Raw genomic sequence first — 23103 nt, 5'->3', positions numbered from 1 at the left:
AATTCCGCAATACCAATTAGGAAATCGCTATAATTAAAGCAATGAAAGAGTATTGCATTCATATGAATTGTATCCTTAGCGATATAAAAGATTTTCTTTCTGATATAACAAAAAATCAATCGGAAAAAGCCATTAAAGTTGTTGGTGTAAATTTTAAATCTATTTCTCTTCGTAAGTCTCAGTGGGAGTTATTGAAACAATACTATGAAAGAGTAGAATATGGCATAAGTGGGGAAGGTAAACAAAGTGAATTTTCTGATTCGCTTTTCTCTGAAAAAAAGAATTCTGAATTTGATAATCTAAATATGGGCGATATTCGTTATTTGCTAAAAGATGTTAAAAATATTAAAATGCTTCATTTTGTTGGATTGGATATGGAGGAACTTCCTTCCCTAGGTGGATGTTTTGCTGATATTACACATCTCTATTTTCGTGATTGTAGTTTGAGAAGGTTAATTAATACATCAAGTGAATTTGAAGGGAAAAAAATACGTAATATCTGCATACAGAATTCACTCTTAAAAGAATTTCCTGAAGACTTAACGATTTTTCCAGATTTAAGATTTTTTGCATATGAAAATCATCGTTTGAAATCTTCCTCTGAATATATAACTGCGCATATGTTCCGTTTTTGTTCTACAACGGAACATACAGAGAATTCTATATTCTCAAAAATTGGACTTAAAACCATTGAAAAAAGAATGTTTCATCATTATAAAAAACTCTTATCATCTAAATTTCGTTTGGCTTTAAGAAATCACAGGCAAGAATTTGTGAATTCTCAGTTCCGATATCTCCCTAAAAATTTAACCTTTGGTTCAAAATTGAAATCATTCACGGTAGTTGCACCCGATCTTAGAAATTTGCCCAAAAGTTTGTTTGAGAGGAATTCGATTATGCGCATTAAAATCATGGCTTCCGGAAATTTCCAATTTCCCGAATTAGAGATGCCAAATTATAATTTGCGATATCTTGGATTGCACCGTATTAATCGTAATGGAATGGTCAAATTTGAGAACTTTATAGATCAATTTAAATCACTCCGATATTTGAATATAAATAAGCTTGGTAGCGAAGATAAAAATATTAAATATCCAGATCGAAATAAATTAAAATTGTTTTCATCATCAGGTACGTTAGTTTATCTTCATCCTTTTCGAAAGAAAAGGAATCGAAAGAGAATTAAGGCTTTTCTCAATTTGCATCAAATTATTTGAATTCCACAACAGGGAGGTGGTTATGACAAAAATAGGCAAGGATGTGATCCTAAGTCAGAGTCTGTCGGCAGTTTAGGCAGTAATATTTCAAAATATTGGGATAATGATAGCTTTAAGTTCTATTCTGGTTTTATTGATCGTTGCAGGCATAGCAAAGCAGATTTAAAAAAAGCAGGCAAATACAAGGAACCTTTTCATCACTATACTCCATCAAAAACGTATGCAGAATGTCCAATTTGTAGCGATAATAAAAAGGTTGTTCCAGTGGGCATGCAGCGTGTGATGCAAGAATTGTTTAAAAATAGTGTGATTAGTTTGGACTTAAGAAAGTCGATAACTCTCAACGCGATTTTTATGCAATCGATAAGAGGATCAGTCGATTTAAAAGATAATTCCCTAATTGCAAATTCTCCAAATCATACGGTATCTAATTTCTTTAAAGAGTGTCTTTACCCAATTCATAAGAGTATACTTGAAATTGTAAAACCTAAGCTGGTGTTGTGTTTGGGTCATGGTGATCAAAGTCCATTCAGTCTCTTTCGAAAGGCAATAAATCCAAAAAGTCAGCCAGACAGAGATTCAAGCGGTGAAACGAATTCTGCTTATTGGAAATACTTCAATGACAAAGGAATCCATTTTCTAGGAATTCACCATCCGGCGTGGAGTAATCGATATCATAAAAATGGACTTGGCTTTAAGGCAGTAGTGGAGAAAATCGACGAGCTTATTAAGTAGCAAATCGATTCTTTTCAGCATTCGTTTACTTACATTGAAACTGCGAACGAATGGTAGATGGGAATTTACAGGTACGAGGAAGGTATGGTTATACCTTGTCTTGAATTCTGTAACTCATTCCTTCCCCTGTTTCTGACCAAAATCGATCATTTGTAAGTCGGGTCCATTCGATGCCATCTAACAAAATTACCTTTTCTATATGGTTTACATTGCCTGAGTTTTTGAAAGTAAAATGAGAGTCTTTTACCATATCGTTTGGAGTTAGATAGAAGGTACAATGGAGGTCGGGAGGCAATTCTTTTGAATGATCGAAAAGAGTTTTGTCTTCCCATAGTGGCACAGTGATGGAACTCAAAGGATACAATAGTTGGTCTTCATACTCAAATAAGGAAAATTCTACCTGCAGTTCTTTCAGAAATTCTACATACGAGAATTTTGCATTTTTTCGAAAGATTTGATTTAGAAAATCAGACATCTGAGATTCTGCAAATTTAGAATCTCCGTGGACAAAAAAATCTAAAAGCAAATCAATCCACGTAGAAACTAACAAGGATTGATTTGCTTCGATTGTTTTGAGATTCAATAACGAGCGCCAATTAAAGTTGTGAATTTTCATAATTGATTGTTAGAACTTGCCTTAAGGGATACAGTTATTTAACCTAACTTGTGCCTATGAATAAGATACTCGATTGAGTGTAAAATTTCGGAAAACTTCCTTCCGATTTCCTTTTCCTGCTTCTCTACAATAAGATTCGCCATTTTGTCCTAGGGTAGGTGTATATTCTGCCAAGGGATTGAAGCGGAATAGGTTTGCAAATTTTTCCAAAAATTGTGACACCCTTGGCTTTGAACTTACATATAGTGGTATGAAAGAGAAATATGGAAATCAAATCCTTAAGGAAATAACAGAAGAAGTGATGGCGGCCATTCAATCTTGTGACCTAGGACAGTGGGTCAAACCTTGGCAGACATTTGGATATCCAAAGAATGGTAAAACAAAACAAACGTATGGAATGTTTAATTCCTTTTTATTAACAAATTGTTTGGTAAAGTATGGCTTTACTTATCCGGTTTGGGCCACAGCAAAACAATGGAAAGGTCTTGGTTATTTACCAAAAGAGGGGGAAATAGAAAAGGCTGCTGTTTTGTTTCCTTACCATGTTGAGGTTCCGATTTGGCCTAAGAAGAGACAAAACAAAGCTGAATTAAAAGAAGTTTTCGAAATAAACAAAGATGAGGAGCCAGTTTATTTCAAAACATATAAGAATTATAAAGCGTTCCCCACGTTCAACATTGAACAAATGAATGTACCTGAGTCGGAGTATTCTTTATATGTAACAAAGATTCGGGAAAAAAGTTTGGATCAGGTTGCATCGTTTGTGCAAGCGATAGATCACACAATAGCGACTTCCTTCTTTGATAATGCTCAGTATTCAACTTCATCGGATGTAATCCTTATGCCTCCAAAAGAGCATTTTGCAACGGAAAGTGATTATTGGGCCACCTACTTACACGAGTTAGGACATTGGACAGGAGCAAGACATCGATTGAATCGCGACTTCTCGAATGGTAGGAGCAGCTATGCGTTTGAGGAGTTGGTTGCAGAGTTATGTTCGGCCCTTTTCGCTGGAGAATTTGGTTTAAGCGGAAACTTACAACATAAGGAATATATTTCTTCTTGGCTAAGTATCTTGCAAAACAATCCACATGCGATCATGAAGGCTGGTTGGCTTGCAATGGAAGCGGTGGAATATTTGAAGGCGGAGGCGAAGAGTGGGGTGGGGGGTCTAAGATAGGTCCCAAATCATCAGTTGGATCCATTTATTTTTGAACTAAATACAAAATATCCAAAATAATTAGATTTCATTTTTCACATATTGCTCAGTTTATAAACAGAAAAATATATCCCCTATTCTATAATTTTTTAATTATTTTGAAATAAAAAAGAATCTCTCGGATATTTATTGGGTAGGTATTTCTCAACAAACGCAGGAAATGTTCTCACCGATTAACCACCATTCTTAAAAATTAAATAAGCATATATTGATATTAAAATTCGGATTGAATCATATTCCCTATAATAGAACATCTGTTCTGTTTTGCGGATGGGACTCAGGGGGCGAAGCTATGCCTATCGAATTTAACGCTCTAGCGGAATTCCTTACATTTGAAGCTCTGAATAAAAATTTGTTTACTTTTCTGTAAAGGATGTACGAGTACACTCAATAGGGTATGGATAGGTCAGATAGGTAACAAAAGAGACAACTCACATAGGTAACACTTACATTGAGTATCGGAGGAGAATCCGATGCCTTGGAAGGAAACCAAAGTGATAGAAGAAAGAATCAAGTTTATAGCAGCTGTTAAAAGTGGTAATTGGTGTTTTGCAGATCTTTGCAGAGACTTTAACATATCAAGAAAGACCGGATATAAATATTTAAAAAACTATGAGTCTCTAGGAATTGATGGACTCAAAGACAAATCCAGAAAACGAATCACCCAATCAAATGCAACTCCCGAAAAAGTAGTTCGATTGATCCTTGATTTACGTGAAGAACACCCTTCCTGGGGACCAAAGAAACTTCGACCCATCCTAAAAGCTAGATTTCACAGGCTAAAACACATTCCCAGTGAAACAACGATTGGCAATATATTAAGAAAAAAGGGACTTATCAAACCCAAGAAAAAGCGACAAAGAGTACCGCAGTCTCTCTTTCCTTTCTCTGATGTGGTTGCACCTAATGATGTTTGGTGTGTTGATTTTAAAGGTCATTTTACTGTCGGGAATGGGGATCGTTGTGATCCTTTGACAATCACAGATGCTCATAGTCGTTATCTTCTTGCTTGCGAAATCTTAAATAAAACGAATGTGGAACAAACAAAAGCCGTATTTGAAAGGGTTTTTAAAGAGCATGGACTACCAATTGCCATTAAGTCTGATAATGGCGCACCCTTTGCGAGTAAGGCGATCGGTGGCCTCACTAGTCTTTCTGTTTGGTGGTTGAAGTTAGGAATTCGACCGGAAAGGATTGAGCCAGGCAGACCCTCTCAAAATGGTCGTCATGAAAGAATGCACAGAACTCTTAAAGAAGAAACGGCTCTTCCTCCAAGATCAAGTTTAAATGCTCAACAGAGAGCCTTTGATAACTTTTGCGATGAGTTTAATTATATACGTCCTCATGAAGCTTTGGGTTTCTTGACTCCTTCAAAAGTATACAAACCATCCATACGTGAATTTCCTAAAAAGATTCTGGAAGTTGCTTATCCAACTCATATTGTCACTGATAAAGTTCATGAAAGTGGTTTTGCTCAATATGGATCCCATCGTATCTTCTTTGGGAATCCTTTTATTGGAGAGGTGGTTGGCTTTGAAGAGGTCTCTGACAGGCATTGTCGTCTTTATTTTGCGAACGCAATCCTTGGAATTTTAGATTTGTATACGAGTAAAGTGTTGAAATACCAGAGGTTATTGTATAGAATTGACTAATAAAAGTGTCACCCATGTGAGTGATCTAAAGTGTTACCGATGTGCCTTTCTATACAAAATAAATCCAAACCCAATGCGACATAAGATCAATTATGGGAAGTAGCTCACTGCATCACGTAATAATCTACTCGAAACACTAGTCGTTGCATCATCTTAAAATCTACTCCAAATTTAGATAAGGAACAGATTTCGGATACTTCTTGCCTGCAACTGTGATTTGAATTTGGTTGGCATGCAGTTGTTCAAAAACATGAACATATCAGAATAAAAAGTGGGAAATTAGGAATCTCTATTGCGGTTTTATGGATTTTCTGTTAGAGGTGGTTCGACAAAGCCCACAAGCCCGCCTCCACCACCCAATTCAGGGCGGGGGCAACCGGGTAGCAATGCGACATAATTTACTTAATACTACTTTTTGGCACCATCACTGACGCGTTTCTGAATCACTTCATTCAGCACCTGCACAAGTTCTTGGAACTCGTCACCCTTACGGATGCGGATGGTTTCAATCGGTTCCCCCGAAGCCATCCTTTGTAAAGACCGTTTGATACTAAATACGGGGCCTGCCATTTTGTGAGATTTGAAAACAGAAAAAACGGTGATTAAGAGCAAATACAGAATCGAAAGTGTGACCACCGCATCAAATTGAATGGTGTACATATTCAGTTGGTGGTCATAGTTCGGAAGGTAAATCTCTCTTGGAACAAATTTCTCTTTTAACTCACCTGGACCCGCGTCCTCGTTTTCTACTTTCCAATATACTGTTTGTGCATCTTGACGAAGACGAAACACAGCCCCGCCATCATACTTGGCTTGGTTTAGCCAATAGAGAAAACCTAAAGTCACAAGAACCCCGGATATAAACAAAAGCGAATAGTGCGCTAAAAACTTTAATTGGAATTCCTTATCGATGAGATAATGAAAACGAAAGGTTTTTTTGTGATTTTGAGACATGGTTGCTGTTAAGGTATTCCCCTAGGGTGTTAGGAAAGACCTTCTCAGGAAAAGACAATATTGTCAAAAACTTATAAAGATTAACGAATTTTTTCTGTTTCTAGAATCTTCTGAATGGGGATTTCAATCAAACCTTCTAACCCTTGGAAATGAAGGTGAGTTTCTGATTGCCCAAGAATGACACCTCGGTACTCAGTTCCATCTTCCAATCGGACAAGTTCTAATCTAGCATGTTCTTCATAAAGTTTGGATTCGCGAGCAAGAACGCTTTGCGTTTGAAATGCTTTGAGTTCTTTGTCTTCCTTGGCACTCAAGGAAGCTGCTATGACAGGATTTTCTCCTAATTTCGCAATAGTTTGTTGTTGTGAATTAAGGATTAAATCTCCAACGGATACAGAACCTTCACGAACCGCAACTACTTCAGTTTTCCCATCAAATTGAACACTGAAAACTGTTCCTCTAACTTGTGTAAGATGTTCTCCGGCTTGCACAACAAACTGGCTGTCCTTCGAAAGTTTGGAAACAGAAGCAAAGAGTTTACCTTTTTTTACAGAAAACTTTTGAAATTGGGAATCCTCAGTTTTTTCGATTCGATCTAAAATGACTTCAGAATTTGGGGTGATTCGCATCCAAGATCCAGTTTCAAAATCTAAATCACTTTGCGAGTTTCCTTCTGTAATGATAACATCACCCGAAACCAATTGGTAGTTTTTTACAAGAGCCACCGGATGCGAACTTCCTTCTGGCAAAACAGATACCTTTCCTTTTACCGAAGAAACAATGACTTTCAACGGTGAAACGATGGTTTTAGAAGTTTTGGCGACAGAGGCATTCGCAACCTCAGTCTGTTTGGATGGTTTCAGTAAAAATACAAAGAATAGTGCTGCGGCAATCGATAAGGCAGACCCACCAACTAAAGTTATGCCGATTGGTTTGCGGAAAAAAGATAATACATTAGACGCAGAGCTTTCTTTAGGGATATATTCGAATTGGATGTTTCGTTTCGCTACAACTTCCCAAGATGGAAATTCTCTAGACTCCGTTACCTTTGACGGTTTACGTAAGAGTTCTTCCCATTTAGCGAATGCTTGTTGCTTCTCAAATTCGTTCATTGATTCTAATCCGGTACCAGATTTTCTCTTTTGGCAATGGCCAACACTTTCTCAGTGGCCCTAATGACCAAACGAGATGCCGTAGAAACCGAAACTCCTAAGACTTCAGCGATTTGCACTAACTGAAATCCTTCCACATTTTTAAGTAATAAAGCCGAACGTTCTTCTTCTGAAAGTTCTCCCAAAAAAGAATAGAGCCTATCCTCTAAATCTTGGTATTCTGCTCTGGTTTCAAGCTTCGGATTGTGGCTATGAAACTCGATCTCATCGGAGACAATCTCTTTTGTTGTAGAAAATTTTTTAGCATAATTGATCGATAAATTGCGGGCAATGGTGTACAGAACCATAACGGATTTCTCTTCCGAGAGACCGGCTTCGCCGTAGTGCTTATGGAAACTTAAGAAACTATCTTGCATCAAATCCATCGCCGTGTCCGCATTTTGAGTGTACTTGTAAAGGAAGTCATAAATACGCTTATGGCTTCTTTCATAAATTTGACTCATAGAGGCAGCTTTGTCTGACACAATCTTGTATGTGTTGGTAAAACCGAGTCTCTGACAAGTAAAATCCCGTTCCTCTCTGTAAAAGTAAACAAACGGAACAGGTCAGATTCTCAAGGAATTCCGATTATTTTTCTCTTAAAAGGGCATCATTTGCCGCATTTTTATACGCACCGATCATCGTCGGATAATTAAAAATGTGTTCGGTAAAGTATTCAATTGGGGCCTTGAGATTCACCACACATTGGCCAAGAGCAATAAGCTCAGTGGCTTTGTCAGAAATGATATGAACTCCCAAAACTCTTCTGGATTGTTTGTCAAAAAGGATTTTTAAGAGACCGACTTGGTCCCCACTAATTTGCGCACGTGTGATCGTATCAAATCTCGCCATTCCTACTCCATAAGAAACTCCACGCGCCTTTAATGCTTCTTCCGTTGGTCCAATAGTGGCAATTTCTGGAAGTGTATAAATTCCAATAGGAAATTCTTCACCATCAACCGGGACGGAAGGATGACCAAACATATGTTTTGCGACATAAGCACCTTGGTACATGGACACAGATGCTAAACTTGGAAATCCAATGACATCTCCACAAGCGTAGATATTGGGAATATTGGATTGATAGTTTTCATTCACTAAAATTTGTTTTCTGTCGTTCGGAATGATTCCTACAGATTCTAACCCCAAATGATCAACATTCCCAAAACGCCCACGTGAAATCAGGACTTGATTGACTCGAACCACCTCTCCTTTGTTAGTTGTCAGTTCAAACCCTTCCTCATGAGGGAGTTTGTTGTACTTTGTAATCGAAGAATCTACATGGATGGAAATCCCTGACTGTTGCATGATACGAGTCATTTCACTCGATACATCTTCATCCAAAAAACCAAGGATTCGACTTTGGGAATCAAATAGATGAACCTTTACTCCGATATGAGCAAAAATTGTAGCGTATTCGGACCCGATGATTCCAGCACCAACTACGGCTAAAGAAACGGGCATCTTTTTCATCGCAAAAAGCCCATCACTGTCATAGACCAGTCCATCTTCAAAAGGAATATTTTCGTTTGTGGGCCTACGAGGACTACTACCCGTTGCGATCAGGATGTTCTCAGTTTCATAGACTTTTTTTCTACCAGCAGAGTCTGTCACCTCAACATGATGGGCATCCACAATCTTGCCCCAACCGGTAAGTGTCGTAACTCGGTTTTGGATCATTTGTTCGCGAGTGACATCTTCTTCTTTTTCAATCACCGTTCCTGCACGAAACATAAGTTCCTGTAAAGTAAGCATGGCGGGCTGAGGTGATTGTAATCCGTGGAGATTGGACAATTTTAAATTACGATAGAACCGACTGGTTTCTTGTAAAGATTTGGAAGGGATAGTTCCATAGTGGACACAACCTCCACCCAAGTAAGGGTCTTTTTCTATAATGGCTGCTTTTTTTCCCATTTTGCTTGCTTGGATAGCAGCTTTTTGTGCGGCAGGACCGCCCCCGATGGCGAGTAAATCGAAACGATTGATGGACATTTGCTAAAAAAACAATACAAACGAAGTGAAAAATAGCAAGGAAAAATTGACAAAGCCAATCTTTAGGCCTTGTCTTAGACTTTTTCACCTAACAAAGTAAAACGTAAATACAAAAAATCTTGCTTTGAAAACTCATGGTCTCAAGTTTCATCCATCCCTATGGAATTCTTTAAAATGATCCAATCCGGACTTACTTCTGTCTGGAAAATCCTTTCCGAAGGAATCAGAGCTAAACTTGCTTGGTTTACTGGTACCTTAATCGCCCTTACGATTCTTTTACTTTCCATCATTACTGTCCGCCAACAGACGGCCATTCTCTCAGAGAGTTACGAAAAACAAGCTGCCGTCTCCAAAAATTTCATCGCAAGTTTGGTGATGGAGATTGAGAACATCTCGCAAAACTTAATACGGATCGAAGAATTCAAATCGAGGATCGAAAGGCAAAGAGAAGAACTAAAAAAGTATCGAACTGCAAAAGTGGTCACCAAGAAAAAAACAGTTTCTGTCTTTGGATTCCAAACCAATCTTTTTGGATCCCTCGGAACCTCCAAAGTGGTAAAGAAAGTAGATACATTTTTTTCAGTTTATTTAACCAAAGATGATGTGGATATTTTGGAACGAGAAATCCGCCACCAACTTCGCGAAGCAGCCAACCGAAATATTAGCGAAAGGGAATGGAATACTTTAGTTAATCTTGCCGCTTCTTATGTTCGAAACGAAGCAAAGTATTTAGAAATTCAAAAACAAACTCCACCAGAAGACCCAGAGGCAAAAACAGATTGGGAAACCAATGTTAAAAATCTAAAAAAAGAAATCCGAAACCATAAGTCACAACTGGATCTTTTCATCGCTAAGTTCTATGCTGATTCCAAAAAACGAAAACTAGAAGAATTGGGTCTTGATACCAAACTCTTCCGGATCCAAACATTCCCACTTTCTGCAATGATCCAAGGAGAAACATCCCTTGCTTCTTTTGATACACAGATCATAGACAACACCTCCCCCCTCGCAAATTTCGATCAGTTTGATCAGATGGAAGAAAGTTTGGTAGAATCCTTCCAGCGGTTTTCCGATGACATTTCTTCAGTCGATGAAAACGAAAAACAATATGTTTATGAATGGGAAGACAGAGAAATCCAAGCCCTCCACTCTCCTCTTTTCCGTCATCAAAATTCAACCAAAAGGGCTTTCAACCTAAGTAGTGTTAAATCTAGTTTAGGTGACTATAGAGAAGTAATCAAAGAAGATTATCGAATCACTAAAGAACTAACAGAACTCATTCCAAAACTAAGAGAACGCATACAATTTTTGAAAAATGCAAAACCGCCGATCCCTCCCGCAAAGGACAAACTTTTTACTAGTTTCTATAAATCCTACGGGGAACTGATCGATGAGAGAGACAAAATTTTTGATGAAGTGACTGCAAACTACCCTATTCCATTGGAAACTTGGGAAAAAATAGAAGCTTTGAGAAGTTTACGAGATGTAACCTTGGAGGATTGGGTTTTGATGAAATTCAAAACAGATCCCACCGAATATGAACGTTATTACCAAGATCCAGACGTTCGAGAAATCCAAAGAAATCGTTGGAAAGCCATTCGCAAATGGATTCTCAGTGCGGAACAGGAAACTCCAACAAAAGAATTAAAAAAACTATTTCCTGATGGGAGTTTTGGACATTCCCGAAGTGAATCAGAAGAAATCATGTGGAAATTAGATGGTACCCATCTTTTGGAATCGGAGAATGTTCCGAATCTTGTGTTACGTGATAATTTCTCTGGACTCATTCGAACACTGGTTGATAGAACCGATGGAATTCGAGCCATCAAAGACAATAGAAATCAAATTGTACTAACAGCAATTACCATTTGTTTGGTGGCAATTTTATTTGCCATTTTTATCTCTGGGGTAGTTGTCCAAAAAATTCGAAACATCATTCGAAGTGCAGAAGACGTAGGGCAAGGCAACCTTCATGTGCATTTTGAAGACGGTGGGAATGATGAATTTGGAAACTTAACAGTCGCATTAAACCAAATGGTGTCCGGATTAAAAGAACGAGAAAAAATGCGAGGTGTCCTCGGTAGTATGGTGGATCCTGTCGTGGTAGGTGAGGCTCTCAAAGATTTAGAAAAACTAAAACAAGGAAGTGAAAAAATCATCACAGCCTTCTTTTCGGATATTGCTGGTTTTAGTACCATTTCTGAAAAACTGAATTCAAAGGAACTTGCCAATCTTCTCAACGAATACTTATCAGCAATGACCATCATTTTAAAACACCATGATGGGGTTTTGGATAAATATATTGGGGATGCCATTGTGGGAGTTTTTAACGCACCTCTTGATGTAGAAAACCATTGTTTAAAAGCCGTTTCTGCCAGTGTTGAAATGCGAGATAAACTTGAGGTCCTAAAAGCTGAGTGGATAGAGAAAAATAAATACATTCCAGAAGCCCATACGATGAAGTTCCGAATTGGACTAAACATGGGTTATGCGAAGGTTGGATTTATGGGAACCGATGCCCTGGCTTCTTATACTATGATGGGTGATACTGTCAATTTAGCGGCTCGTTTAGAAGCAGCAGGAAAAGATTATGGAGTCTGTATTTTGGTTTCTGAATTTGTTCATGATGAAGTGAAAGACTATTTTTTCACAAGAAAGTTGGACATTGTGCGGGTGAAAGGAAAAACCAAACCGGTCACACTATATGAAATCCGAACCAAAAAAGGCGATGAAACAGAAGAAGATCGTAAGTTTGTGGAAGCCTATGAATCTGCCCTTTTTTCATATTTAAACCGTAAATTTGAGGAAGCTGGGAAAAAATTCTACACCTTACTGACCACTAATGGAGATGAGGCCTGCAAACTCCTCTGGGAGAGATGCCAATACTATTTGGAAAATCCCCCTGAACCAGACTGGGACGGAGCCTTTACCAGAACAAAAAAGTAAGAAATCAGCTAAATATTTCAATAAAATGGAAATTTTGTCCAATAAAGTGTAACAAATTCTTGCATTCCTAGAGGTGAATTCTAGAATTGGAATCACTCATCTTATAGGAGACAAACTATGGCACTACGTTTAGGCGACGAAGCACCGAATTTCCAAGCGGAAACCTCTGAAGGCAAAATTGACTTTCATGAATATTTAGGACAAGGTTGGGGGATTTTATTTTCTCACCCGAAAGACTACACTCCGGTTTGTACAACAGAACTTGGTTACGTGGCAAAAATTAAACCAGAGTTCGAAAAACGTAATGTGAAAGTGATTGCACTTTCGGTTGACCCTGTTGACAGCCACAAAGGTTGGATCTCTGATATCAACGAAACACAAGGAACCAAAGTCAACTACCCTATCATTGCTGATGCAGATCGTAAGGTATCAAACCTTTATGATATGATTCACCCCAATGCCAGCGAAACCACTACAGTTCGTTCTGTATTTGTTGTTGGACCAGACAAAAAAGTTAAGTTAACTCTTACTTATCCTGCATCCACAGGAAGAAACTTTGATGAACTTTTACGAGTGATCGATTCGTTACAACTCACTTCTCAATTCAGTGTTGCAACTCCTGCAAACTGGAAAGATGGAGAAGATACGATCATCGTTCCTTCTGTTTCTGATGAAGATGCGAAGAAAAAATTCCCTAAAGGATTTCGCACGATCAAACCTTATTTACGTTACACACCGCAACCTAATAAGTAATTTAAACTTGGCGGGTTATCCCACCCGCCTATTTTATACGCATGCACATCAAACTGAGTCGTATTGAAACCCCTTATGTTTTAGAAGCAACGAATGAATCTGGTAATTCCATTCGTATCGATGCTTCGCCGGAAATTGGTGGAAAAAATTCTGGCCCAAGGCCTATGGAACTATTGATTATGGGACTTGCTGGTTGTAGTAGCATTGATGTTCTAATGATTCTTACAAAACACAGAATCGAAGTCCTCGATTACTCAGTAGATGTAGATGCAGAAAGGGAAAAAGTCGAAGAAGCCAATCTATTTAAAAACATCTATATGAAATTCAAAGTAAAGGGTGGTTTTAAAGAAGAACAGGTAAAACGTGCGATTGATCTGAGTTTAGAAAAATACTGTTCCGTAGCCAAAACATTAGAAAAAACCGCAAAAATCACTTACGAATTTGAATTAGTTCCTTAAACTAGAAATTGCTGAAATAGGAAACGTTCTCTTAGCTCCTACTTCAGCTTTTATCTTATTTTATTTTAATTCGTTTAGGTCCCAACTATATTCGTTATAAACAATTTTGGCATCTGGTTTGATGGTTTCTTCAAAGCCTTCCTGCACATATTGAATGAGGGTTGTTTTTTTGGTGAAGTCTGTTTGGAACCAGTTAAAAATTTTACTTAAATACAAAGTGTTCGTCGTTTTATCATAGGAATTCTTTTTTGGGTTTTTTAAGAATCCTAATTTTGCAGTCTGGAGTTGTTTTTCTAAAGCATTGGGGGTGTAGGCTTCAGAAACTAAATAAGGACAACCAATGGAAGCACAAACAATTGCAAAATGAATCCTTGGTTCATTAAAATCCTTTCTTAACTTTTCATGTTCGATCCAATCCAAATGTCTAGACTTGCCTAGAAGAGAAAAAAATTCTTTTTTCCAAGGGATTCCGCGCGCTAAATTAATTTTCGAAAACGGAGATCCAATTTCTGTGATACTCTCCACAGGATAATGATCTAAAATGAGTTTCACGGTAAAGGCATTGTATGCGTTGATTAGAAAACTCATTTTTTCTTTTTCATTGAAACCTTGGTATTGGGCTTCCGTTACTTTCGAAAGAGATTCTAAATATTGACGAAAAGAAGCTTCTTCAGACTGAATTCCCTTATAGGAAACAAGTCCATTCTTCACGTTCTTTCTTAGGATGGAATCCCAAACACTATGTTTATGATCAAAACTCTGGGCAGAGATTCCTTGCCATAATCCAATACAAAGAAACGAAATGAGAAACTGTTTCATAAAGACCATCCAAACACTTAGACTGATCCGAATTGGTATACCAAGCGGAAAATTTAAGATAAACTATTCAAATAACGACTGATTCCTTGAATCACAGGTGCTGGTATTTCGTGACCACCACTAAAAGCAATGAATTCACCCAGAAGGCCTGCATTACGAAGTAACTTTTCCAGTTTTTTTGCATTCGCATAACTAAGGATAGGGTCAAATTCCCCGTGGGATTGGAAAAAACGTAAAATAGATTTTTGGGGAGCCAATTCTTTCCAAAGTGATTCGTTGACCAGAGCACCAGAAAGAATCATAAGTCCCTTAGATATTTCCTCTTTTCTAAGTGTTATATCTGTGGCAAGCATGGCACCTTGGGAAAACCCACCAAGTATTAATTGATTCCAAGGAACACCTAGAGCATCTAACATTAAATAAACAGCTTCTCTTGCAACATCCATCCCTTCTGGATCTTTGTCTGCAAAATTCCTGAAATCATTTTTGCGGATTGCTTCTTCCAAAGAAGCCATATCAATCGGAAACCAAGCCCGACCTGAATAACCTGGCATGAGAGGAACACTCAAATGTCCATGTGGGAAAATCCAGTTGAATTTTTGATCAGTCACTAAAACTTCATGGATGGGATATAAATCAAATGCACTGGCACCATAACCATGAAATAATACTACTGTTGGTGCATCAATGTCTCCCTTTACTCGCAGTACTTGTAAAGGTCCAAGAGGTTCTAATTCATTTTCATTATCTAACATAGTTTAACCGAAGAGTGAAGGTTGGTCCTGGTCTTTCGTTTCTGAAACAAAGTTGGTAACAGAAATTCCTAATAGCCGGATTTTTTTGAATGGATCTGTGTTTTCCTTCCAAACATTTGCCAACAAATTCGAGGATTGTTGGAAAAGGCTGTCTGCCAAGTAGAAAACAGAATCGGAAGAAATAGATTTTTGTTTTACTGTAAAATCTTCAAATTTTGTTTTTAAAGTCAGTGTTTTTCCCTGTTTATTTTTACGTCCCATTCTCTTTTCTAATTCCTTAGATAGAGTTTCTAATGTTAGGATCAAAAAAGAAAAATCACCAGAATCATGTGAAAAGGTAGTTTCCACTCCGATCGATTTGGGATCTCGGAAGGGAATCACCTCCCGGTCATCGAGCCCTCTTGCCATTCGATAAAACACAGCGCCCATCTTGCCGAATTCTTTGATTAAGACAGATTCTTCAGCTTTGCGTAATTCCGAACCCTTTGTATATCCTAATTGAGAAAGACGTTCATAGGTTTTTTTCCCGATCCCGAAAAAATTATATAAAGGTAAATCTGCCAAAAATTTTTCTTCTTCACCTGGCAAAACCACATAAAGACCGTTAGGTTTGTTTTTTTCCGAAGCCATTTTCGCTAAGAATTTATTTTGAGCTACTCCTGCAGAACAAGTGAGACCTGTTTGTTCAAAAATCTTTTTTCTAATTTCTTTGGCAACGGTACTTGCATGAGGGATATTCAATTTGTTAACGGTTACATCTAAATATGCTTCATCTAAAGATAGTGGTTCTACTAGGTCCGTGTATTCTAAAAAAATGGATCTAATTTCTCTAGATACCGATTTGTAAACTTCGAATCTCGGGGGAGTAAATATGGCATTTGGGCAAAGTTTATAGGCCTGAAAGCAAGAGATGGCTGATCGAACTCCAAACTTTCTTGCCTCGTAACTTGCCGCACATACCACTCCCCTTGAATGCGGAGAACCACCCACAACAACAGGTTTCCCTCTCATTTCGGGAAAATCTCTTTGTTCCACTGACGCATAAAACGCGTCCATATCAATGTGGATGATCTTTTTCATTTCACTAGTCTTATAGAATCAAACGAAATCAAAAATCTCTTGCCAAATGTTTTTTTTAACAAATCCTTCATGAATTGTGCCTATGAAACAAGCCGCAAAAATTTTGGTAGTCGACGACAACGAAACAAATATTGAAATCATTACTCATATTTTATTAAACCAAGGTTATGAAGTGGCAGTTGCATACGACGGAGAATATGCCTTAGAGCTTGCTGAGGCACTCGATTTTGACTTAATATTACTTGATATTTTACTACCTGGGATCAGTGGACTCGATGTCGCCAAACGACTGCTTAGTATAGACAGATCAAAAAACACCCCTATCCTTTTTTTATCTGCCTTAAATGAAACGAGTGATATTGTAAAAGGATTAGAAACTGGCGCCGTTGATTATATTACAAAACCCTTTCAAGAATCTGAAATTTTAGCAAGGATCAAAACTCATATTAAAATCAAAACTTTAGAAAAAGAGAGAATCGATTTATTACAAGCAATTCAAAAGGATTTGGAACTAGCAAGATCGAATCAAGAAAATTTAGTCAGCTTTCAGTTCCCACCTTCTCCGCTTTATCAAATTTATACTTCCTATAAACCTATGGATTTGGTCGGTGGTGATCTGATCACCTATGACTTATTAACTTCCGGTGATCTCGATATTTTATTTGGGGATGTGACTGGCCACGGAATTGCCGCAGCTATGATATCTCTAATGGCCATCATCACATTTAAAACAATGGATAAGTCCTTTTTATCACCTAGCGAAAGTTTATACTGGATCCATAACACTCTCACCCCACTTATTAGTACACATTTTATAAGTGCCATCTACTTAAGATACAAAGCAGAAGAAAATCTACTTTCCTATTCGATGGCAGGACACCATAATATGTTTCTAATTCGGGATCAGAGAATCATCAAACTTGGCACAAAAGGTTTTTGCCTCATGATGTTCCCTGACCAACTCAACACAGAAAACGAAGATATTTTTTTAATTTCGGGGGATCGTTTGTTTTTGTTCTCCGATGGTATGTTTGAAGTCCCCAATGAAAACGAGGAATATTTAGGTGATATAAAATTTTCTGAAATCATTGAAAATAGAATCCACCTCCCTTCAAAAGAATTTCTCAAATCAGTTCAGGAGGAAGTTTTAGTTTATTCAAACGGGAAAGTGGCAGATGATATGACTATGTTATTATTGGAAATCAAATGATCGATGAACTATTAGCAATTTTGATTGCTTCTGGATTGCTTTTTGCAGCTTATTATTATCACAATGCCTATAGAAGAGAAAAAAAACTTAGGTTAATTCTTTTTAGGAAAAATTTAAACAACTCTGAAGAAATCGAACGAACCATTCGCGAAAAAGAAAAACAATACCAAGATATTTATGATACTGCTAATTCCATTATCATTCGTTGGAGTCCCGATTTCAAAATTCATTCCATCAATCCGTATGCCGAAGAATTTTTTCAATTATCAAAGGAAGAAGCAGAAGGTAAAGATGTAGTTTTAGACTTATTTCATATTCCACTTGAAAAATCAAACGAGGTAAAGTCCAAATTATGGAATATCTTTCACCGACCAGAACAAAACATCCGCCAGGAATATGATGTATTTATAGGAGAAAACGACAAACGCACTGTCACTTGGTCGAATCGAATTTTAAAAAATGAGTTTGGATATCCTTATGAAGTATTGTCTATCGGGAACGATATTACAAACAGGAAAATAGCAGAAGAAAATTTAATGAAATCCTATGAAAGGATTTTAGATTTATATAACAACGCTCCTTGTGGTTATCACTCACTAGATAAAGATGATACCATCGTTTCAATCAACGATACAGAACTAGACTGGTTAGGTTATACTCGTGAAGACATCGTTGGGAATTTTAAATTTTGCGATTTACTGACTGAAAGCAGTCGAGACAAATATAAACTTATCACTGATTCTTTCCCAAACGAAAACCTAACTGGTGTAGAACTAGAATTTGTAAGAAAAGACAAAACTACTTTTTTTGTAAGTTTAAATTCAACAGCTACTTACGATAAAGCTGGTAATTTTATAATCAGTAAATCAACAGTCTTTGATATCACCGACCGTAAACTGGCGGAAGATAAATTAAATGATTACTCGCAAAAGATTCAATTACAAAACAAACGACTACAAAAAGCAGTGGAAGCTGCAATCAAAGCAAACCGCTCTAAGTCTGTATTCTTTTCGAAAATTACACATGAGCTGAGAACTCCCCTTCATGCAGTGATTGGCTTCTCACAAATTTTAGAAAAGGATCCTAACTTACCTAACCACCTAAAAGGTTATGTAGATTCTTTGTACGAAAATGGAGTTCATTTACTTGGAATGATCAATGATATTTTGGATTTATCAAAAATTGAGGCCGGTAAAATGACTGAAACGAGAGAACCATTTTCTCTAGTGCAGCTATGGGACACTTTATTCTCTATGTTTTCCTATCGTTTTTCAGAAAAATCAATTAGCTTCGAACTTTTGAACGCAGCTTCGATAGAATCTTCTTATTACGTTGCCGATTTGCAGAAAATACGCCAAATACTCGTTAATTTACTGGGGAACGCATTGAAATTTACCACTCAAGGATCTGTAAGTTTGGAAATTAAAATCGAAAGCAGTCTAGAACATAATTTTGATATGGTTAAGTTCATTGTCCGCGATACAGGAATAGGTATTCCAAACGATCAATTGCATTCTATTTTTGAAGCGTTCCAACAAACGGAACAAGGCAGTTCTTATAAGGAAGGAACAGGTCTCGGACTTTCCATTTGTCATCAGTTAGTTGAATTTTTAGGAGGAACTATCAGCGTAAACAGTAACCTCGGTGAAGGTTCTGAATTTTGGTTTGAAATCCCATTAACTAAACTAGAAGTCATTCCGGAACCATTAATACAAAAATCAAAAATTGGTCCTACTCACACTAACCAGCTGGAACAAACCCAAAAGTTAGATGAACCTGAAGTAGAATTTGTGCAAACATTTCTAAACACATCTGCTCCAGAATTAAAGAAAGAAATCTTACAATTAATACGAATCCAAAACTTCGGTCAGTTGATTGGTTTATTAGATAAAATACAAACAGAGGATAAGGGGAAAAATATCTTGGAACAAAAAGTGAAAAATAAAAAATACAAATTTTTAATCGATTTAGTGCAATCCTCTAATCCTTCTGAGTGATGATATTTATCTTTTGATAACCTTTTGCCTTTAAAAGATCTGTCACAAAAACAAAGTCTTCAAAAATTGCTTTTTTATCTACTTCCAAAACGATGGAAGATTTCTCATCCTCGTTTTCTGGAATCATTTTTGGTAACGAATCTTTCGATGTTTCTTTACCATCGAAAAAAACCATACCTAAATGATTGATTTGAATTTTGAAGGCAGGATTTTCTTCACCTATGGACTCTGTTTTAGTTCTTGGAAGATCCAATTGCAGAGTAGAGGTTGTCTCCGTAAACCGAACGGCTAACATGAGAAAAATTAATAATATAAATAATACATCGATAAGACTACTAATATCAATCGACGAATCTGAACTTGATTTACGGAGTTTCATCCTTGATTTGAAAAATCCTTTACCATTAGCTCAGAAATATATCTGATTTTGTTTTCTGCAAATCGGTGAAAATACAAAGAAGGGATCGCCACAAGAAGACCCACAATTGTTGTGTTTAGCGCATCCTTAATTCCACCAGCGAGAACCTCTAAACTTACTTTCCCTTGCACCTCCATTGCACCAAAAGCAGAGTTAATTCCTATGACAGTACCTAAAAGCCCCAGAAGCATTGAAAGAGAAGCAATCGTAGGAAACCAACGGATGGTTCTTTCTAGGGGAGAAAAAAACAATTCGACTTCCGATTCCGTCGGTTCTTTCGGAAACACTTTAAAGCGAAAATCCTTGTCCTCTAATTTCCTTAAACCAAAGAAAATTCGGAAGAAAAAATAAAACGAGGTGAGAGAAAAACAAAAAAGAAGAACAAAAATCAAAATTGCGGGAATTGAAAATGTCCAATTCATGGATGTATCGACCTCTATGAACCAATACCAACTCCCATCCCAGGAAAAGAAACCCGAATATGTAAGAACCAATTTTGATGGAATCGCGAAAGCCTATGATCGTTTTAATGATTGGAATAGTTTTTTTCTCCATCGCAGTTGGAAAGATTGGGTAGTAAAAGAGGCCAAAAAGAGCGTTCCTGCGGCTAAATCGGCCTTAGACCTCTGTTGCGGAACAGGAGACATCACTCTTCGGCTTTCCAAGGACCAAAACCTGGAGCGAGTGGTAGGCCTTGATTTTTCGGAAAAAATGTTGTCCTTTGCCATCCACAAGATCCCAAAAGATCCAAGGGTCCAACTCCTCATTGGAGATGCAATGAACCTAAGCCAATTTGCCGATAACAGTTTTGATATTGTGACTATGGGGTTTGGTCTGCGTAATGTTTCTGATTTAAAACAATGCCTTCTTGAGATCAAACGAGTGTTAAAGAAAGATGGAGTTTTTGTCAATTTGGATGTAGGACGCGTAAGGCCCAAATTTCTCAAATTCTTTGCAGACTTTTACTTTTTCAAAATTGTGCCAATTTTTGGGTATTTACTCTACGGAAAAGCAAATGAGATGTTCGATTATCTTCCTCATTCATCCAAGGTTTATCCCGACCAAGAGTCCTTGGCCCAAATTTTAAAGGAATTGGGATTTCGAGAGGTTCGATTTCAAAATTTTGTCTTTGGCAATGCAGTAGCCCATTTAGCGACAAACTGAAGTTATACGACATAGAGTCAGGACTTATGTCTGATTTCTTTGTCGTTTTATTCTTTTTTTTGATCCGTGTTCGTACTTTCCCCAAAAAATCCAATGGATTTCCCTAAATTTTTTCAAATACCCGTTGATTTTTTCTAACTTTTGTCGTTTAATTCCCTATACAATAGGAAATTTCAACATGAAACGATGGTTAGTTCTTTTATCAATTCCTCTCTTAATTTTGGATTGCTCCAATAAAAAGAAAGGTCTATTGCTCCTTCCCTTTTTGGGCCTAGGAGACGGTTCCACGGAGACCAAAGCAGAAGCAGCAAGCACTGGCGATGGCACATTTACTGTAGTCGGTTTAGAAACTACCGACCCAACACAAGTGACAGCACCTGAAGGGAATACTACAGGCGATACTACAAATGGGAACCAAACCACAACCACCCCAGAAGTAGTCACCCCAGCACCCACTACTGTGAACAATGAAACAACAGTGGTTGTTGTAGACCAAACCAATGGTGGAAATTTTAATTTTGAAACCAACGTCACTGTCCCTGTGACCGTCGTTGTTTCTAACGAGTCCGGTCCGGTAGCAAATGCACCTGTGACTGTCACAGAAACGACAACCACAGGAGAACCAAACGTTGTGGGAACAGGAACCACTGATTCCAACGGTTCAGCAACGATTCCTGTGAGTGTTCCTCCCACAGTAACCACCGTAGAAATTAGCGTAGTGGGAGTGAATCCAACCACAGGGGAAGTGGTGGAAATTACAGGAACGGCTCCAGTACAACAACCGGCAACTGGCAATGGAGCAGAAGGAACTGTCGTTGTGGCTCCTGTAGTCAATGTTGATACAACTAATTTTCAACCTGTGAATGGATGTGTGCAAGCGGTTGATACAGATTGTGATGGAATTGCCAATGTTTACGATGAATTTCCAGAGGATCCAAGTCTTGCCTCCACTGCTAGATCCGGTAGATACACGATTGCCTTCGAAGATATGTATCCTTCCGCAGGAGATGCAGATCTAAATGACCATTCTACTATTTTCACAACAGAGATGGACAAAACTCCAACAAACAAAGTTAAGACGATTCGTGGAACTTATACTCACGTCGCTAAAGGTGCAGGATACAACCACGAATTACGACTTTCTTTAGATGTTCCAACAAACGCAAACGTACAAGTCAGTTACGTAGACGGAAGTGGAAATCCTTGGAATGGCTGTGCGTCTGCACCTAAATATACGGCAAATGTAGCTGGTGATTGCACTGGAGGGAATTTAAACGCAGCGCAACTCAAACGAGGAATCCTTCTTCTTCCAAGTTCTGACAAAACATTATTTGGTAAAAAAAATGCTCCTAGTGCCGGAACCACTTTTACGATCAATGACTTTGTGCGTGGAGTGACTGCCAATGTTACCATTACGTTTGAAGAACCAGTGGATTTGAATGTAACTAAAAACTTAGTAGGTGGACACCTAAATTACTTCTTAGCGATCAATCAGAAGACAGATGGAGTGTTTAGACAAATCTACCGTCCAGGTTATTATAAAGATGCAAATGGTAAGGACTCCTTCTTAGATAAAAGTGGTTTTCCTTGGGCTATTGTAGTTCCGGGAGTTTTCAACCACCCAACAGAAGGGGCAGACATTCGTAAACCATCCACATCTGGTTATATCTTCTTTAACTCTTGGATGCATTCGAATGGTGTCGCACATAAGGATTGGTATTTACATGTAGACCAAATCCCAGCACCGAACCGTCCTTCTTACGTTGTAAGGGTGAGTGACTTCTATGCAGACAATGGTTTTTCTGCTTACCTACTGAAAGCAGTTCGCAAAAATGCTTTCGAAGTGTCGGCAAGTTTGATCGTTGTGGGAGCAGCTCTTGGATTCCTAATGAAAAAGCGTTTGGAAAAACAACAAGCAGCTTAAATATAAATCTAACTTTCCTAAGAAATCCTTCCTCTGTTCTCTA

Annotated in this window: 21 protein-coding genes; 11 read left to right on the top strand and 10 right to left on the bottom strand. The window is 37.8% G+C overall.

What is annotated here, in order from left to right; translation table 11 throughout:
• Nucleotides 1-62 precede the first annotated feature (62 nt).
• Entirely contained in the window at nucleotides 63-1217 is a 1155-nt protein-coding gene (locus ND811_RS09415; protein WP_265365524.1) for a hypothetical protein, read from the top strand.
• Between the two features lie 270 nt (nucleotides 1218-1487).
• Nucleotides 1488-1952, top strand: a complete 465-nt coding sequence (locus tag ND811_RS09410; protein ID WP_265351959.1) for a hypothetical protein — start codon at nucleotides 1488-1490, stop codon at nucleotides 1950-1952.
• A gap of 88 nt (nucleotides 1953-2040) precedes the next feature.
• On the opposite strand, the gene ND811_RS09405 is transcribed toward ND811_RS09410, so the two are convergent.
• A complete protein-coding gene (locus ND811_RS09405; protein WP_265351960.1) occupies nucleotides 2041-2535 on the bottom strand; it encodes a hypothetical protein in 495 nt (164 codons plus the stop codon).
• A gap of 283 nt (nucleotides 2536-2818) precedes the next feature.
• Here ND811_RS09405 and ND811_RS09400 point away from each other — a divergent pair, with 283 nt between their 5' ends.
• Nucleotides 2819-3748, top strand: coding sequence for a zincin-like metallopeptidase domain-containing protein (locus tag ND811_RS09400; protein ID WP_265351961.1), 930 nt, complete (start codon nucleotides 2819-2821; stop codon nucleotides 3746-3748).
• A 512-nt stretch (nucleotides 3749-4260) separates the two neighbouring features.
• Nucleotides 4261-5439, top strand: coding sequence for an IS481 family transposase (locus tag ND811_RS09395; protein ID WP_265351908.1), 1179 nt, complete (start codon nucleotides 4261-4263; stop codon nucleotides 5437-5439).
• Between the two features lie 408 nt (nucleotides 5440-5847).
• Here ND811_RS09395 and ND811_RS09390 read toward each other — a convergent pair whose 3' ends face one another.
• From ND811_RS09390 to sthA, 4 genes are all read right to left on the bottom strand, one after another.
• A complete protein-coding gene (locus tag ND811_RS09390; RefSeq protein WP_265351630.1) occupies nucleotides 5848-6393 on the bottom strand; it encodes a HAMP domain-containing protein in 546 nt (181 codons plus the stop codon).
• An 80-nt stretch (nucleotides 6394-6473) separates the two neighbouring features.
• On the bottom strand, nucleotides 6474-7505 hold the full coding sequence (locus ND811_RS09385; protein ID WP_265351631.1) for a FecR domain-containing protein: 1032 nt from the start codon (nucleotides 7503-7505) through the stop codon (nucleotides 6474-6476).
• 5 nt (nucleotides 7506-7510) lie between these two features.
• On the bottom strand, nucleotides 7511-8008 hold the full coding sequence (locus ND811_RS09380) for an RNA polymerase sigma factor (protein WP_135743749.1): 498 nt from the start codon (nucleotides 8006-8008) through the stop codon (nucleotides 7511-7513).
• A 124-nt stretch (nucleotides 8009-8132) separates the two neighbouring features.
• Nucleotides 8133-9536, bottom strand: coding sequence for a Si-specific NAD(P)(+) transhydrogenase (gene sthA, locus ND811_RS09375; protein WP_265351632.1), 1404 nt, complete (start codon nucleotides 9534-9536; stop codon nucleotides 8133-8135).
• Between the two features lie 174 nt (nucleotides 9537-9710).
• On the opposite strand from sthA, the gene ND811_RS09370 reads away from it, so the two are divergent.
• The 3 genes from ND811_RS09370 (at nucleotide 9711) to ND811_RS09360 (ending at nucleotide 13693) form a co-directional block, all read left to right on the top strand.
• On the top strand, nucleotides 9711-12482 hold the full coding sequence (locus ND811_RS09370; RefSeq protein ID WP_265351633.1) for an adenylate/guanylate cyclase domain-containing protein: 2772 nt from the start codon (nucleotides 9711-9713) through the stop codon (nucleotides 12480-12482).
• Nucleotides 12483-12599: 117 nt separating this feature from the next.
• Nucleotides 12600-13235, top strand: a complete 636-nt coding sequence (locus tag ND811_RS09365; protein WP_002975579.1) for a peroxiredoxin — start codon at nucleotides 12600-12602, stop codon at nucleotides 13233-13235.
• Between the two features lie 41 nt (nucleotides 13236-13276).
• Nucleotides 13277-13693, top strand: coding sequence for an OsmC family protein (locus tag ND811_RS09360; RefSeq protein ID WP_265351634.1), 417 nt, complete (start codon nucleotides 13277-13279; stop codon nucleotides 13691-13693).
• Between the two features lie 60 nt (nucleotides 13694-13753).
• Here the strand turns inward: ND811_RS09360 and ND811_RS09355 are convergent, their stop codons facing one another.
• From ND811_RS09355 to dinB, 3 genes are read right to left on the bottom strand one after another with little or no spacing between them, the layout of a single operon-like run.
• A complete protein-coding gene (locus tag ND811_RS09355) occupies nucleotides 13754-14512 on the bottom strand; it encodes a DUF547 domain-containing protein (protein WP_265351635.1) in 759 nt (252 codons plus the stop codon).
• A gap of 53 nt (nucleotides 14513-14565) precedes the next feature.
• Nucleotides 14566-15267, bottom strand: a complete 702-nt coding sequence (locus ND811_RS09350; RefSeq protein ID WP_265351636.1) for an alpha/beta hydrolase — start codon at nucleotides 15265-15267, stop codon at nucleotides 14566-14568.
• A 3-nt stretch (nucleotides 15268-15270) separates the two neighbouring features.
• Nucleotides 15271-16347 carry a DNA polymerase IV gene (gene dinB / locus ND811_RS09345; RefSeq protein ID WP_265351637.1) on the bottom strand — a complete coding sequence of 359 codons (1077 nt, stop codon included), beginning with the start codon at nucleotides 16345-16347 and terminating at the stop codon, nucleotides 15271-15273.
• An 82-nt stretch (nucleotides 16348-16429) separates the two neighbouring features.
• Here dinB and ND811_RS09340 point away from each other — a divergent pair, with 82 nt between their 5' ends.
• Nucleotides 16430-17557 (top strand): PP2C family protein-serine/threonine phosphatase, encoded by a 1128-nt coding sequence (locus tag ND811_RS09340; protein WP_265351638.1) that lies wholly within the window; start codon nucleotides 16430-16432, stop codon nucleotides 17555-17557.
• Nucleotides 17554-19554 (top strand): PAS domain-containing sensor histidine kinase, encoded by a 2001-nt coding sequence (locus ND811_RS09335; protein WP_265351639.1) that lies wholly within the window; start codon nucleotides 17554-17556, stop codon nucleotides 19552-19554. The genes ND811_RS09340 and ND811_RS09335 overlap by 4 nt, the downstream gene beginning before the upstream one ends.
• On the opposite strand, the gene ND811_RS09330 is transcribed toward ND811_RS09335, so the two are convergent.
• Together ND811_RS09330 and ND811_RS09325 are read right to left on the bottom strand one after the other, a co-directional pair.
• Complete coding sequence (locus ND811_RS09330; protein ID WP_265351640.1) at nucleotides 19538-19933, bottom strand: ExbD/TolR family protein; 396 nt, start codon at nucleotides 19931-19933, stop codon at nucleotides 19538-19540. The genes ND811_RS09335 and ND811_RS09330 overlap by 17 nt on opposite strands.
• Nucleotides 19930-20259, bottom strand: a complete 330-nt coding sequence (locus ND811_RS09325; protein ID WP_265351641.1) for a MotA/TolQ/ExbB proton channel family protein — start codon at nucleotides 20257-20259, stop codon at nucleotides 19930-19932. Before ND811_RS09325 ends, ND811_RS09330 begins: the two co-directional genes overlap by 4 nt.
• A 151-nt stretch (nucleotides 20260-20410) precedes the next feature.
• On the opposite strand from ND811_RS09325, the gene ND811_RS09320 reads away from it, so the two are divergent.
• Together ND811_RS09320 and ND811_RS09315 are read left to right on the top strand one after the other, a co-directional pair.
• Nucleotides 20411-21136, top strand: a complete 726-nt coding sequence (locus ND811_RS09320; protein ID WP_265351962.1) for a ubiquinone/menaquinone biosynthesis methyltransferase — start codon at nucleotides 20411-20413, stop codon at nucleotides 21134-21136.
• A 178-nt stretch (nucleotides 21137-21314) separates the two neighbouring features.
• Complete coding sequence (locus tag ND811_RS09315) at nucleotides 21315-23060, top strand: LruC domain-containing protein (RefSeq protein ID WP_265351642.1); 1746 nt, start codon at nucleotides 21315-21317, stop codon at nucleotides 23058-23060.
• Nucleotides 23061-23103: the final 43 nt, after the last annotated feature.

Origin of the sequence: Leptospira soteropolitanensis, assembly GCF_026151655.1 — a bacterium.
GTDB classification, from domain to species: Bacteria; Spirochaetota; Leptospiria; order Leptospirales; family Leptospiraceae; genus Leptospira_A; species Leptospira_A soteropolitanensis.
Note: the sequence above shows the minus strand (reverse complement) of the source record. Positions and strands in the feature narration are given on the sequence as shown.

What these genes read in the sequence shown, in the direction of transcription:
- ND811_RS09330 (WP_265351640.1), bottom strand. Translation starts at nt 19,933, where the DNA reads ATGAAACTCCGTAAATCAAGTTCAGATTCGTCGATTGATATTAGTAGT.
- sthA (WP_265351632.1), bottom strand. Translation starts at nt 9,536, where the DNA reads ATGTCCATCAATCGTTTCGATTTACTCGCCATCGGGGGCGGTCCTGCC.
- ND811_RS09400 (WP_265351961.1), top strand. Translation starts at nt 2,819, where the DNA reads ATGAAAGAGAAATATGGAAATCAAATCCTTAAGGAAATAACAGAAGAA.
- ND811_RS09355 (WP_265351635.1), bottom strand. Translation starts at nt 14,512, where the DNA reads ATGAAACAGTTTCTCATTTCGTTTCTTTGTATTGGATTATGGCAAGGA.
- ND811_RS09360 (WP_265351634.1), top strand. Translation starts at nt 13,277, where the DNA reads ATGCACATCAAACTGAGTCGTATTGAAACCCCTTATGTTTTAGAAGCA.
- ND811_RS09410 (WP_265351959.1), top strand. Translation starts at nt 1,488, where the DNA reads ATGCAGCGTGTGATGCAAGAATTGTTTAAAAATAGTGTGATTAGTTTG.
- ND811_RS09390 (WP_265351630.1), bottom strand. Translation starts at nt 6,393, where the DNA reads ATGTCTCAAAATCACAAAAAAACCTTTCGTTTTCATTATCTCATCGAT.
- ND811_RS09340 (WP_265351638.1), top strand. Translation starts at nt 16,430, where the DNA reads ATGAAACAAGCCGCAAAAATTTTGGTAGTCGACGACAACGAAACAAAT.
- ND811_RS09370 (WP_265351633.1), top strand. Translation starts at nt 9,711, where the DNA reads ATGATCCAATCCGGACTTACTTCTGTCTGGAAAATCCTTTCCGAAGGA.
- ND811_RS09320 (WP_265351962.1), top strand. Translation starts at nt 20,411, where the DNA reads ATGAACCAATACCAACTCCCATCCCAGGAAAAGAAACCCGAATATGTA.
- ND811_RS09335 (WP_265351639.1), top strand. Translation starts at nt 17,554, where the DNA reads ATGATCGATGAACTATTAGCAATTTTGATTGCTTCTGGATTGCTTTTT.
- ND811_RS09385 (WP_265351631.1), bottom strand. Translation starts at nt 7,505, where the DNA reads ATGAACGAATTTGAGAAGCAACAAGCATTCGCTAAATGGGAAGAACTC.
- ND811_RS09315 (WP_265351642.1), top strand. Translation starts at nt 21,315, where the DNA reads ATGAAACGATGGTTAGTTCTTTTATCAATTCCTCTCTTAATTTTGGAT.
- ND811_RS09350 (WP_265351636.1), bottom strand. Translation starts at nt 15,267, where the DNA reads ATGTTAGATAATGAAAATGAATTAGAACCTCTTGGACCTTTACAAGTA.
- ND811_RS09395 (WP_265351908.1), top strand. Translation starts at nt 4,261, where the DNA reads ATGCCTTGGAAGGAAACCAAAGTGATAGAAGAAAGAATCAAGTTTATA.
- ND811_RS09380 (WP_135743749.1), bottom strand. Translation starts at nt 8,008, where the DNA reads ATGAGTCAAATTTATGAAAGAAGCCATAAGCGTATTTATGACTTCCTT.
- dinB (WP_265351637.1), bottom strand. Translation starts at nt 16,347, where the DNA reads ATGAAAAAGATCATCCACATTGATATGGACGCGTTTTATGCGTCAGTG.
- ND811_RS09365 (WP_002975579.1), top strand. Translation starts at nt 12,600, where the DNA reads ATGGCACTACGTTTAGGCGACGAAGCACCGAATTTCCAAGCGGAAACC.
- ND811_RS09415 (WP_265365524.1), top strand. Translation starts at nt 63, where the DNA reads ATGAATTGTATCCTTAGCGATATAAAAGATTTTCTTTCTGATATAACA.